Raw genomic sequence first — 12,012 nt, 5'->3', positions numbered from 1 at the left:
ACGCGACAGGAGACCGAGTGACGAACGCGGCGAAGAACGAGAGGCGAGGCGCAGCGCGCTTCGGCCGTCTCGCTTCGCGTGCGCTGTTCGTCCTCGGCGGCACCGTCGCCGGTTCCGCCGCCGCGTGGATCGTTTCCGGCGCCTCCGCTTCCGCGGACGTCGTCCCGGTGGTCTCCGCTCCCGACACGAGCGTCACCCCGGTCACCGACGCCACCACGGCCGGTCTTTCCGACGTCTCCCGTGGCGCTTCGAAGTTCACCGGCGACGTCGCCGGCGCGGTGTGCGGCGACAGCCACCAGGACGCCACCACGTGGTCGATGCCGGACGAGACCCAGACGTCCCCGGCGAAGCGCCACTGCGGCGGCGACATCCGCGCCGACGAGCACGAGGTCTCCACCCGGGTCAGCGACGCGGTCACCGACTTCGCGGACAACTCGGTGGTCACCCCGGTCAAGCGGACCCTCGGTGCCGTCGAGCACATCGTGCGCAAGCCGCAGGACACCCGCCAGGTGCTGGACGAGACCTTCGCCCCGTCGCCCGAATTCGGCCGCAAGGTCTGGGACCTCCTCGACCCGCACGGCCACGGCGACCTCGTCCCGGGCCTTCCGGTCGGCGGCGCTCCGGTCGACCCGAAGTCCCCGCTGGACACCATCGGCGCCGGCGACCAGGTCACCGACTTCGCCCAGCTGGCGACGACGCAGTTCCCCGCTTCTTCCGAGACCGTCCTCCCGATGCCGGCCTTCGTGCAGCAGCACGACGCCTTCGCTCAGGACGAGGACTCTCCTTCCCGTGACGGACACCGCGGCGACTTCCCGCGTCCGCTCACCCCGGCGCCGCTTCCCGTCGCGCCTTCCATCCCGACTGTCCCCGGTGGCGGCAACGCTCCCGGTGGTCACCTCGACGGCCTGACCCACGGCGTTCCCGCCTGGCTCGTCACCGCCGTCGAGCGTTCCCTGACCGGCTACTCGCTGGCAGGCACGCGGTACATGCCGCTCACCCCGGGCTCGCAGCCCGGTGTCACTCCTGACTGAACACCTCCCTCCGCGGGGTAGCTGACGCGCCTCACGCCTCCCGATTCCGGGCTTGGCTTCGCGTCCGCTCCTGATCCCCCGCGAAACGGCGGTGCGCTTTTGTGCGCCCGCAGCCAGTTCCACCACCCCCCTCTGGTGCCGCTTCGAAGGCACCTCTCTGAACCCGAAAGGGAACCCGAAATGAAGGAGAACTACCCCATGCAATCCTGGGCAAAGCGCGGACTCCAGACCGCGTTGGTCACGGGTGGGTTGTTGATGCTGGGCACCGGCATCGCCTCGGCTGACGAACAGGTCAACCCTGACACCCCTGCCTCCCCGCTCGACGCGAACGTCACCGTTCCCATCGAGATCGACAACAACGCCGTTGGCACGCCCCTCGGTCAGGTCGACGTCCCCGGTTACAAGGGTGAGGTCAGCACCAAGGCCGTCACCAAGCCCGTCTCGGACGCGCTGGACTCGGCTTCCTCCCCCGGCGGCAGCACCGACGGCATCGGCGGAGGGCTCCCCAGCCTCTCCAACAAGGGCGCCGTCCCCGCGCCGCTGGCCGCCAAGGACTCGGCCCGTCAGGTCAGCGGTGGGCTGACCGGTGGTGGGTTCACCACCACGGACGACATCCTCAAGGGCAACAAGGTCGTCGGCGACGTCGTCGTCCCGATCCAGATCGTCGACAACGCCATCGGCGTGATCGGCGACGCCGAGGTCGAGGGCGGCAGCCACGACCAGACCTGGTCGCACAACCAGGACGTCGAGACCACCGGTGCGGACTCCAGCCTCGCCGGTAACGTCGTGTCCCTCGACTGGGCGCTGCCCGTGCAGATCGCCGGCAACGGCGGCGGGCTCGCCGGCGGCACCGGTCGCGTGGTCGGCGGTTCCGCCAGCCAGAGCACCACCGAGACCGGCAACGTCACCACCGACGGCGAGGGCTCCGCCCTTTCCGGCAACGTGGTCGCCGGTCAGTTCGCCACCCCGGTCCAGGTCACCGGCAACGCCGTGTCCTGGATCATCGGCAACGCCAACAGCTCCGGCTACGAGGCCGAGACCGACGCCACCTCCGGTGGCTGGGTCCAGACCGACGGTGACGACTCCGCCCTCGGCGGCAACGTCGGCGCGGTGCCGATCGCCCTCCCCGTGAAGGTGAACGACAACGCGGCTGCCGCGTGGGGTTCGCTCGCGAACTCGAACAGCAGCTCCTCGGCGGACGCGCAGGCCGGCGACACCACGCCCGGCTGGAGCAACGTCCCCAGCTACGTGCAGACCTCGGGCGAGGACTCGGCCGTCGCGGGTAACGCGATCGTGCCGCAGACCGCGGACGTGGCGAACGTCGGCGGCGTGGCCGCCAGCTGGATCGGCCTCGCCAACACCGGCAAGGACGGCGGCACCAGCCACTCCAGCGTCGTCGACGCCGGTGGCTTCGTCAGCTCCGAGGGCGAAGGCTCCGCGGGCGGCGGCAACATCGTCGACCCGGCCGTGGCGGCCCCGGTCGAGGTGACCTGCATCGCGGGCACCTACATCGGCAACGTGTCCTCCACCTCGTGCGAGAACACCGTCGACGCGAACGCCGGCAACGGCAGCCACACCACGGGTGACGACTCCACCCTCGCGGGCAACATCGTCAACACCCAGGCCGCGCTGGCCCCCGAGGTCTACGGCGTCGGTGGCTCGCACATCGGCCAGGCCGTCGCCGAGGCGACCGAGACCAAGACCGTGACCGCCGGCGGGTACGACGGCAGCACGGGCAACGACTCGTCGGGCTCGGGCAACATCGTCCAGGTCCCGGCCGCGGTTCCGGCCGAGGTCTTCGGCGTGGGCGGCTCGTTCATCGGTCAGGGCACCGGCTCGGCCGACGAGACCAAGGTCGTCTCCGGTGGCGGCGGCGGGAACACCGCCGACGACAACGGCTTCCTCAGCTCCAACCTGGGCACCGTGCCGGTTTCGCTGCCGGTGCAGGCCTTCGGGATCGGTGGCGCGTTCATCGGTCAGGGCCACGGCGGCGCGGACGGCGACACCACCTCGAACGCGGGCGGCGACGTCCACGCGACCGGTGACAACGGCGCCGGCTCGGGCAACCTGGTCTACGGCCCGGTCTCCCTGCCGGTCCAGGCGCACAACTTCGCCGCGGTGCTCGGCGGAATCGCGTCGGGCGAGGGCTCGAACCTGACCGACTCGTCGGCCGGTGGCGACGCCACCGCCAACGGTGACGAAGGCGCCCTGGCGGGCAACATCGTCCAGACGCCGGTCGGCGGCACGGTCCCGGTGACCGGGCTCGGCGTGGCCGGTGCGGGCATCGCCAAGGGCAACAGCCTGAACGACGTCATGTCGGCGGCCGGCGGCGACGCCACCACCACCGGTGACAACGGCGCGGTCGCGGGCAACATCATCGGCGCCCAGGCGCTGCCGACGGTTCCGGTCACGCACGACGCGATCGCGGCCGCGGGCATCGCCACCGCCGAAGGCTCCGACACCGTCGACGCCGCTTCGGGTGGAGACGTCGAGACCTCCGGCCTCGACGGATCGCTCTCGGGCAACATCCTCGACATCCCGGCCGCGGCCGACCCCGAGGTGTTCGGCGACGCCATCGCGGCCGCCGGCGGCGTGTCCGAGACCAACGCGGACAGCATGATCACCGGCCAGGCCGGTGGCGACAGCATCACCGATGGCAGCGGAGAGGCCCTCTCGGGCTTCAACTTCCACCACCCGCTCACCTTCGTGATCCCGCTGAACGAGCTCGAGATCCCGGTGCTGGCCATCGCGGACGAGAACTCGACGGACTCCACCGAGATCAACGACGAGGAGTACACCCGCGCGTTCACCGACTCGGTGGGCTCGGAGATGCCGATCGACGCCATCCCCGCGCTGCCCTTCGGTGCTCCCGCGGTGCCTTCGCTGAACGGTGCCGGCGCCCTGCCGACCACCCCGGCGATCGGTGGCGCCCGCTCCGACGGCCCGCAGCTGGGTGGCCTTCAGGCCGGCCTGTCCGCCCTGAAGGGGCTGACGGCTCTCCCGACGCAGATGCCGAAGGCGGACCTGCCCGAGCTGCCCGTCACCCCGGCGCTGCCCGGTGTCCCGGCCCTGCCGAAGACCCCGGCCCTGTCCGGTGACGCCGCTCGTGCGGACGCTCCGAAGCTCGCGCAGCTCCCGGCCCTGACCGCGCTGCCGGTCGCCGGTGGTCTGCCGACCGCCGGTGCCCTGCCGACGCTGCCGACCGCCGGTTCGCTGCCCGTGGCGCTGCCCACGGCCGGCACCCTGCCGGTGGCCCTCCCGACGGCCGGCACCCTGCCGACCGCGGGTGCGCTCCCGACCGCCGGTTCGCTGCCGGTGCAGCTGCCCACCGCGGGCACCCTGCCCGTCGTGAACAACACCCCGGCGATGCCGACCGCGCAGGTCCCGGCTCTGGCGAACGTCGACTCGTCGCCGCTGAGCATGTTCCAGCGTTTCATCGGCACCCTGACCGGCAAGAAGTTCCACACCATGTGAACCTGCCAGTCGGCTAGCGCCACTGAATGAACCGAAGCGGGCCCGGGAGTCACTCCCGGGCCCGCTTTGTTTCGCGTCCGGGCACGGTGCCGGTGCCTGTACGCCCAATGTGGCATTGGAGACGTCGAGTGTCCCCAACGCCACATTGGGGACATCCGGGGTCGGTGGGCCGGTGTCGTGAAGGGCCCCTTCAGGTCACGCCCGCTCAGTCGAACCCCGGGGTGAACAGCGCGTCCTGGGCCGCGCCCATCGCGGTCAGCACCGCGCCCTCCAGTACCCCGCTCCCGCCGACGGTGCCCGCCCGCACCTCGGTCCGCAGTGGCGAGATCTCCGCGAGCCGACGGCTGACCCGGGCCGCCAGAGCTTCGCCGCCCGCGCGGCCGATCTCGCCGCCGAGCACGAGACAGCCGGGGTCGAGCACCGCCGTGACCGCGGCCGCGCCGATCGCGATCCGTTCCGCGACGATCTCCAGGAACTCCTCGGCGTCCGCGTCGATCGCGTACCCCACGGCCGCTTCGGCCGCTTCGGCGTTGTCGGCGGACGAAGCCGGGATGCCGTGCGCGCGGGCCAGTTCGCAGATCGCGGCGCTGCCCGCCAAAGTGTGGAAGCCGCCGTCGCAGTCGGTCGCGGTCGGGAGCCGTCCGGGGCCCAGCATCGGCAGGAACCCGATCTCGCCCGCGCCGCCCGACGCGCCCCGCCGCAGCGAACCGTCGAGGACGACGGCCGCGCCGACCCCGAAACCGAGCCACAGCAGCACGAACGTGTCCCGGTCACGGGCGGCGCCGAGCCGCTGTTCGGCGGCGGCCGCGAGGTTGACCTCGTTCTCCAGCAATACCGGGATCCCTCGCCGTCGCCGGAGTTCGTCGACGAGTTTCCCGTGCCACGCGGGCAATCCCCCGGCGGGCCGCAGGCCACCGGTCGCCGGGTCGACGAGACCGGGCGCGCCGACGGCGATCGTGTGCAGCGCGCTCGCGCCCGCTTCGGCGGTGGTGGCGTCCAGCAGGGCGATCGCCCGCTCGACGGCCACGTCGGTGTCGACGTCCAGAGCGAACGGGATCGAGGCCTCCGCGCGGGTCCGTCCCAGCAGGTCCGCGACCGAAACGGCCATGCCGTGGGTGCGGACGTCGAGGCCGGCGAGGTACGCGCGTTCGGCGACGATGCCGTACAGCTTCGCGTTCGGCCCGCGGCGTTCCGCGCCCGCTTCGCCGACGACCTCGATCAGCCCGGCGTCCCCCAGGCGTTCGACGAGGTCGGCGACGGTCGGCCGGGAGAGTCCGGTCAACGTCTTGAGCTGGGTGGCCGTCAGCGGGCCCTCGCGTTGGAGCAGGTCGAGGGCCAGGCGGTCGTTGATGGCCCGCGCGGTGCTCGGGGAGGCGGACGGCATCCGGATGACACTCACCGGTAGATCCTCCCAGAATTAATTATCAGGTTCCCTTCCTGATAGTTTACGCTGACGCCGTCGAGTTGTCTCATGGACCTTGGGGGCCCAGTGAGTAATGCAGTGGAAACCGTCGGCGGGCCGACGCGGCGGGTGCGGCAGGCGCGGGTCGCCATCGCCGCCGTCTTCGCCGTGCACGGCGCGGTGACCGGCAGTTTCGCCACCCGGATCCCGTGGATCCAGGAACACGCGGGGATCAGCGCGGGCCAGCTCGGTCTCGCGCTCGCCTTCCCCGCCATCGGTGCCTCGCTGACCATGCCGCTCGCCGCGCGGATCGGGCACCGGCTCGGCGGCAGGCTGGGGCTTCGGTTGCTGCTGGCGTACTGGACGCTGGCGCTGATCCTCCCGTCGCTGGCGGGGAACCTCTTCACCCTGTGCCTCGCGCTGTTCGTCATGGGTACCGCGGCCGGTACCTCGGACGTGCTGATGAACGCCCTCGGCGTCGACATCGAGGAGCGGATGGGCAAGTCGGTCATGTCGGGGCTGCACGGCATGTGGACCACGGGCGCGCTCGTCGGATCCGCCGCCGGAGCGCTCGCCGCGCATGCCGCGCTGGACGCCCGGGTGCACCTGGCGATCGCGTCCGCCGTGCTCACCGTCGCCGGTTTGCTCATCTCCCAGGGCGTTTTCGACGTCCGCAGCGCGCCTGACGAGCATCCGCCGCCGAGGTTCGCGCTGCCGCCGAAGTCGGCCGTCATCATCGGTGCCGTGGCGTTCTGCGCCGTCTTCGCCGAGGGGGCGAGCCTCGACTGGTCCGCCGTCTACCTGCGCGACGTCCTCGGTACTTCGCCCGGCATCGCGGCGGCGTCGACCACCGCGTTCACCTGCACGATGGCGGTGGCCCGCCTCTCCGGCGACGCGCTGGTGCGACGATTCGGCTCGGTCAACACGGTCCGCGCGGGCGGCGTTCTCGCGACGGCCGGCGGCCTGATGGTCGTACTGGCCGCGCATCCGGTGATGGCGATGGCCGGGTTCGCCTTGATCGGGCTCGGCGTCTCCGTCGTCGTGCCGCTCGCCTTCGCGGCGGCCGGACGCAGCGGGCCGACACCGAGCCAGTCGATCGCGGGCGTCGCGACCATCACCTACTCCTCCGGGCTCGTCGCGCCGTCGCTGATCGGCGGGATCGCCGACCTGACGTCGTTGACGGTGTCCTTCGGGCTGGTCACGCTGCTGGCGCTCGGCCTCGTGGCGGGCGCAGGTGTGCTCCGGTCTCGCTAGCCGAACTGGAGGGAGCGCTTGGCGAGGCCGTGCCAGTAGCCGTCGATGACGGTCTCGCCTTTTCCTTCCGAAGAGCTCGCGCCGAGCGAGACGAACAGTGGTGCGAAGTGTTCGATCCTGGGGTGCGCGAGGGCCGCGGCAGGCGCCTTGTGCTGGAAGTCCAGCAGCGCGTCGAGATCGCCTTGGCGCAGGGTTTCCGCACCCCAGTGGTCGAATTCGCTCGACCACGCGGGCGGGGCCCCGTCGGTGCCGTCGGTCTGGCCGAGCGCGCTCAGGTTGTGGGTGAAGAAGCCGCTGCCGATGATCAGCACGCCTTCGTCGCGCAGCGGCGCGAGCTTCCGGCCCAGGTCGAACAGCTCCCGCGGGTCCAGCGACGGCATGGACACCTGGAGCACCGGGATGTCGGCGTCCGGGTACATCTCCACGAGCGGGACGTACGCGCCGTGGTCGAGGCCGCGATCGGGCGCGTCGTGCACCGGCGTCTGGTTCGAGCGGAGCAGTTTCCGCACCTTGCCCGCCAGCTCGGGAGCGCCGGGCGCGGCGTATTCCACCTGGTAGTAGTGCTCGGGGAAGCCCCAGAAGTCGTAGACCAGCGGCACCGTGGTGGTGGCGCCGAGGGTCAGCGGCGCCTCTTCCCAGTGCGCGGAGACGACGAGGATCGCCTTCGGCTTTTCGAGGTCCGCCGACCAGCCGGCGAGCTGGCGGGTCCAGGTGGCGTCGTCGGCGAGCGGCGGCGCGCCGTGGCTGAGGTAGAGCACCGGCGTCATGTCAGCTCCAAGTGTTTGAACTTTCAACTACTAGGATAGACGACGCCGTCGGGCTCCGCCTTATTCCCGGGCGAGGTTCGCCGCCATCCGCTCCAGTACGCCGACCGTCGTCCGGTAGTCGTCGTCGCTGATGCCCTCGGTCGCGCGTATGCGGAACTCGCCGACCTTGGTCTTCAGGCGAAGATGCATCTCCCGGCCCGACGGGGTCAGGTGGCTTTCGGTGTCGACCCAGCCGCGAGTCCGCAGGTCCGCGACGACCTCCGTCAGCTCCCCGAACGGCGACAACGCCTCGTCGAGCGCGCCTTCGTTGTCGATCGTGTTCAGCACCTGCCAGTGGCGACGGGTCAGCGCCTCGTCGGCGAGAACCTTCTCCAAGGAAGATTCGAGGGCCTGGTGAAGGTGGGCGAACCAGAATCCGATGGGCTTCATGGATACTCCTCATGTAGACGGCAACTACATGTAAAAGTACATGCACTTGGTGAGGATGGGCAATGACGGACGCCGTGGCCGACGTGGAACGCGCGATGATCGCCATCCGGCGGAGCCAGGCGAGGCGATCGCTGTCGAAACTCGCCCGCGACCGCGCCGAATCGATGCCGGACCAGGCGGTTCAGGGGCTCCTCGACGCCGTCGAAGCGGCCGGGGAAAGCGGCGAACCGGGCACGGTGACCAGCCTCGCGGCGGCGCTGACCATCGACCAGCCGCGCGCGAGCCGTCTGGTCGCGCGGGCCGTCGAGGGCGGTTTCCTCCGGCGCGAGGCCGACCAGCGCGACGGCCGTCGCGCCGTCCTCGTGCTCACCGAAACCGGGCACGCCGAAGTGACGCGGATGCACGAGTTCCGTCGTTCGGTGTTCGCCGAGGCGATGGCGGACTGGCCGGACGAAGACCGCCGCGAGTTCGCCCGGCTGCTGACCGCCTTCGTCCGGAACTACGGCGCGCTCGGCGCGAAGTAGTTGACCAGGTTGCCGTCGGGGTCGCGGAACAGCAGGGACCGGTTCCCCCACGGCATCGTGGTCGGCTCCTGGACGATCTCGGCCAGGTCCGCCAGCCGCGCGTACTCCTTGTCGACGTCGTCGACCCGGAACTCGAGGATCGCGGTCCGGTTCGACTCGGGCACCGCGGCGGCGCCGCCGAACAGGGTCATCGTCTCGGCGCTGCCGATCGCCAAGGTGCACGACGGGCCGACGAGTTCGGCGAACTGCTCGGCGCGCCACTGCGCGGCGAGGCCGGTCGCCTTCTCGTAGAACCCGGCGAGACGGGCGACGTCGTGGGTGATCACGCGGACGGAAACGAACTGCATGGCGGGTCCTTTCGGTACCGGAAAGCGGGACACCGGCCACGCTAGGAGCAATACCGGGCAGGATCCGCCCGGTATTCTCGGTGCTGTGACCAGGCCCATCGCCCGGGTGCTCGCGTTGCTGGAAATCCTCCAGAGCGGCGGCACCCGCACCGTCGCCGAGCTGGCGAGACAGCTCGACGTCGACGAACGCACCATCCGCCGCTACGTCGAGCACCTCCTCGACCTGGACATCCCGGTCCGTTCGGTGCGCGGCCGCTACGGCGGCTACCGCCTGGCCCCCGGCTACCGGATGCCGCCGCTGATGTTTACCGACGAAGAAGCGCTCGCCGTCCTGCTCGGCCTGGTCGCGGGACGGCGGGCCGGGCTGATCACCACGTCGGTCGTGGCCGCCGAGAGCGCGGTGGCGAAAGTCCGCCGGGTGCTGCCCGAAGCGCTCGGCCGTCGTCTGGACGCGTTGCTGGAGACCGCCGACTTCACCGCGCCCGCCCGGCAGACCCTTTCGGCCGAGGCCGAGGTCCTGCTCACCGTCGCGGAAGCGGCGCGGGACCGGCACCCGGTCGAGATCGCGTACCTCGCCGGGCACGGCGGTGCCAGCGAACGCGTCGTCCATCCGTATGGCGTCGTGGCGCACTCCGGACGGTGGTACCTGACCGGTTTCGACGAGGCCGGCGGTGAGGTGCGCACCTTCCGCGTCGACAGGATTTCCTCGGCCGAGGCGCGGTCCGGGACCTTCGAGGCGCCCGACGGGTTCGACCCGGCCGAGCGAGTGCTGACAGCCCTGGCCGAGACGCCGCACCGGCACGACGTCTCCGTGCGGATCCAGGCGACGCCCGAGCAGGTCCGCGCCGTCTTCCCACCGTCCGTTGCCGTCTTGGAAGTGGACGGCGATCGGGTGCGTGCCCGGATCCGGGCCCAGCGGCTGGACTGGATCCCGCCACTGCTCGCCGCGCTCGACCGGCCGTTCGTGATCGAGCGGCCCGGCGAGCTCCGCGACCTGGTCAGCGCACTGGCAGCGCGGCTGACGGAGCGGGCTCGGGAAGGGTGAGCGCCGAATGCGCCGGCTCCTTCGCGTCTTCGGGCAGGGCCGACAGCCTGCGCAACGCGGTGTTGCGCTGCTCCAGCGCTTCGGGCGTGCTCGGGAACATGGTCGAGTTCCCCGCCGTGACCAGCGCCTGGTTCAGCTCGACGAACCCCCGGAGGCTCTGTTCGTAGGCGGCGAACGCCTCTGTGTGGTCGGTCGTCATGGCCAGCTCGCGGGCCAGCAGGTAGGCGCCGACCAGGGCGAGGCTCGACCCCTGCCCGGTGAGGAACGACGGCGCGTGCGCCGCGTCGCCGACCAGGACGACCCGGCCGCTGGACCACCGCGGCATCCGGATCTGGCTGACGACGTCGAAGAAGAGGTCGTCCGCGGTGCGCATGGTTTCGACCATGAGCGGGAGGTGCCAGCCGTCCCCGGCGAAGACCGAGGCGACCAGGTCACGCTGCGCGGCCGGGTCCCGGAAGGCGTCGATGGGTGCTTCGGGGCGGGCGAAGTTCAGGAAGCCGTGCACCGTGTCGCCGTCCCCGACGGCGTAAAGAGCCGCCGCCCGGCCGGGGGTGTTCCAGAGGACGCCCTCGTGTGAGAGCCCGAAGTCGTTTCGCATGGTGAAGCCCGCGAAGCAGTAGCCGATGTAGTGGTGGAACTGTTCCTCCGGGCCGAAGGCCAGCGCGCGGGTGTTCGAGTGCAGGCCGTCGGCGCCCACGACGAGGTCGAAGGTGCGCTCGGTCCCGCTGCGGAAGCGCACGTCCACGTGGTCGGCGTGCTGGTCGAGGCTCGTGATGGAGTCGTTGAAGAGGAATTCGACGTCGTCGCGGATCGCGTCGTAGAGGACGGAGGTGAGGTCGCCGCGGGGTACCTCCAGGTCGTGGCCCACGACTCCGCCGTTGATCGCGTCGGGCCGGAGCGAGGTGATCCGCTCGCCGTCGGCGTCGAGGAAGGTGAGTTCTCGCGTGTTGATGTGGGCGGCCTGGAGCTGGGGAAGGACGCCCATCCCTCGGACGGCGTCCACGGCGGTGCCGCGGATGTCGATGGGATAGCCGCCCCCGCGTACCGCGTCCGACTTCTCGACGACGGTGACGTCGAAGCCGTAGCGGTGCAGCCAGTAGGCGAGTGCCGGGCCCGCGATGCTGGCGCCGGAGATCAGGACGGTGCTCATGAGTTCTCCTTGGATAGGTAACTTAGGTATCCTTATGGGCTCAGAGCAACTATATACCTAACTTAGGTATCTTTATGAGGTGTGATGGACGACACAGGATCCCCGGAGCTCGACCTGATGGCGGTACTCCCCCGGCTCACGCAGCTCGGCACCGTGCTCAACCGCAGTCAGCTGGTCGAACGGGCGATGGAACGGGCCGAGATCACCCTCGACCGGCCCGCGATGACAGTGCTGGTCACGCTGCACATGGCCGACCGGCCGCTGCGGGTCGGGGAGATCGCCGACCGCATGAAGGTCGTCGGGCCGCATGTCACCCGGCATCTCAACGCCCTTGAACGGCAAGGGCTGGTCATCCGGGTCGCGGACCCGGATGACCAGCGCGCGCGCCTGATCGAGCTGACGCCGGAGGGGAAAGCGATCCCCGACAAGTACTTGCGGACGATCCTCGGCTGGTTCGGCGACGCGATGACCGACTGGCCGCCGGAAGACCGCAAGACCTTCGGCCGCCTCCTCGATCGCTTCGTCGACGACCTCACCTCACGGCTGGCGCACCTCGACGACGAAACGGCCGGCGGATGACCGCCGGCCG

Annotated in this window: 11 protein-coding genes; 6 read left to right on the top strand and 5 right to left on the bottom strand. The window is 70.9% G+C overall.

Going from position 1 to position 12,012, the window contains the following annotated elements; all coding sequences use genetic code 11:
• Nucleotides 1-17 precede the first annotated feature (17 nt).
• Together ACZ6YV_RS03740 and ACZ6YV_RS03735 are read left to right on the top strand one after the other, a co-directional pair.
• Nucleotides 18-1,031: a hypothetical protein gene (locus tag ACZ6YV_RS03740; protein ID WP_465508155.1), complete on the top strand. Its 1,014-nt coding sequence runs from the start codon at nt 18-20 to the stop codon at nt 1,029-1,031.
• A gap of 198 nt (nt 1,032-1,229) precedes the next feature.
• Entirely contained in the window at nt 1,230-4,505 is a 3,276-nt protein-coding gene (locus ACZ6YV_RS03735) for a beta strand repeat-containing protein (protein ID WP_465508154.1), read from the top strand.
• A gap of 205 nt (nt 4,506-4,710) precedes the next feature.
• Here ACZ6YV_RS03735 and ACZ6YV_RS03730 read toward each other — a convergent pair whose 3' ends face one another.
• On the bottom strand, nt 4,711-5,904 hold the full coding sequence (locus tag ACZ6YV_RS03730; RefSeq protein WP_465508153.1) for an ROK family transcriptional regulator: 1,194 nt from the start codon (nt 5,902-5,904) through the stop codon (nt 4,711-4,713).
• Nucleotides 5,905-5,994: 90 nt separating this feature from the next.
• On the opposite strand from ACZ6YV_RS03730, the gene ACZ6YV_RS03725 reads away from it, so the two are divergent.
• Nucleotides 5,995-7,161 carry an MFS transporter gene (locus tag ACZ6YV_RS03725; RefSeq protein ID WP_465508152.1) on the top strand — a complete coding sequence of 389 codons (1,167 nt, stop codon included), beginning with the start codon at nt 5,995-5,997 and terminating at the stop codon, nt 7,159-7,161.
• Here the strand turns inward: ACZ6YV_RS03725 and ACZ6YV_RS03720 are convergent.
• Together ACZ6YV_RS03720 and ACZ6YV_RS03715 are read right to left on the bottom strand one after the other, a co-directional pair.
• Complete coding sequence (locus ACZ6YV_RS03720) at nt 7,158-7,928, bottom strand: dioxygenase family protein (protein ID WP_465508151.1); 771 nt, start codon at nt 7,926-7,928, stop codon at nt 7,158-7,160. The genes ACZ6YV_RS03725 and ACZ6YV_RS03720 overlap by 4 nt on opposite strands.
• A 60-nt stretch (nt 7,929-7,988) precedes the next feature.
• Entirely contained in the window at nt 7,989-8,357 is a 369-nt protein-coding gene (locus ACZ6YV_RS03715) for a MarR family winged helix-turn-helix transcriptional regulator (protein ID WP_465508150.1), read from the bottom strand.
• 62 nt (nt 8,358-8,419) lie between these two features.
• Between ACZ6YV_RS03715 and ACZ6YV_RS03710 the strand changes: the two genes are divergently transcribed.
• Nucleotides 8,420-8,881, top strand: a complete 462-nt coding sequence (locus ACZ6YV_RS03710) for a MarR family winged helix-turn-helix transcriptional regulator (RefSeq protein ID WP_378239008.1) — start codon at nt 8,420-8,422, stop codon at nt 8,879-8,881.
• Here the strand turns inward: ACZ6YV_RS03710 and ACZ6YV_RS03705 are convergent.
• A complete protein-coding gene (locus ACZ6YV_RS03705; RefSeq protein WP_465508149.1) occupies nt 8,857-9,228 on the bottom strand; it encodes a VOC family protein in 372 nt (123 codons plus the stop codon). The genes ACZ6YV_RS03710 and ACZ6YV_RS03705 overlap by 25 nt on opposite strands.
• 85 nt (nt 9,229-9,313) lie before the next feature.
• On the opposite strand from ACZ6YV_RS03705, the gene ACZ6YV_RS03700 reads away from it, so the two are divergent.
• Nucleotides 9,314-10,273 (top strand): helix-turn-helix transcriptional regulator, encoded by a 960-nt coding sequence (locus ACZ6YV_RS03700; RefSeq protein WP_465508148.1) that lies wholly within the window; start codon nt 9,314-9,316, stop codon nt 10,271-10,273.
• On the opposite strand, the gene ACZ6YV_RS03695 is transcribed toward ACZ6YV_RS03700, so the two are convergent.
• Nucleotides 10,227-11,423 (bottom strand): FAD-dependent monooxygenase, encoded by a 1,197-nt coding sequence (locus ACZ6YV_RS03695; RefSeq protein WP_465508147.1) that lies wholly within the window; start codon nt 11,421-11,423, stop codon nt 10,227-10,229. The two genes, ACZ6YV_RS03700 and ACZ6YV_RS03695, sit on opposite strands and share 47 nt — an antisense overlap.
• 84 nt (nt 11,424-11,507) lie before the next feature.
• Here ACZ6YV_RS03695 and ACZ6YV_RS03690 point away from each other — a divergent pair, with 84 nt between their 5' ends.
• Nucleotides 11,508-12,002 (top strand): MarR family winged helix-turn-helix transcriptional regulator, encoded by a 495-nt coding sequence (locus ACZ6YV_RS03690; RefSeq protein WP_465508146.1) that lies wholly within the window; start codon nt 11,508-11,510, stop codon nt 12,000-12,002.
• Nucleotides 12,003-12,012: the final 10 nt, after the last annotated feature.

This window comes from Amycolatopsis sp. NPDC102522, from assembly GCF_055584485.1.
Note: the sequence above shows the minus strand (reverse complement) of the source record. Positions and strands in the feature narration are given on the sequence as shown.

Coding starts and splice junctions, on each gene's coding strand:
- ACZ6YV_RS03735 (WP_465508154.1), top strand. CDS start 1,230: ATGCAATCCTGGGCAAAGCGCGGACTCCAGACCGCGTTGGTCACGGGT.
- ACZ6YV_RS03720 (WP_465508151.1), bottom strand. CDS start 7,928: ATGACGCCGGTGCTCTACCTCAGCCACGGCGCGCCGCCGCTCGCCGAC.
- ACZ6YV_RS03715 (WP_465508150.1), bottom strand. CDS start 8,357: ATGAAGCCCATCGGATTCTGGTTCGCCCACCTTCACCAGGCCCTCGAA.
- ACZ6YV_RS03710 (WP_378239008.1), top strand. CDS start 8,420: ATGACGGACGCCGTGGCCGACGTGGAACGCGCGATGATCGCCATCCGG.
- ACZ6YV_RS03705 (WP_465508149.1), bottom strand. CDS start 9,228: ATGCAGTTCGTTTCCGTCCGCGTGATCACCCACGACGTCGCCCGTCTC.
- ACZ6YV_RS03695 (WP_465508147.1), bottom strand. CDS start 11,423: ATGAGCACCGTCCTGATCTCCGGCGCCAGCATCGCGGGCCCGGCACTC.
- ACZ6YV_RS03690 (WP_465508146.1), top strand. CDS start 11,508: ATGGACGACACAGGATCCCCGGAGCTCGACCTGATGGCGGTACTCCCC.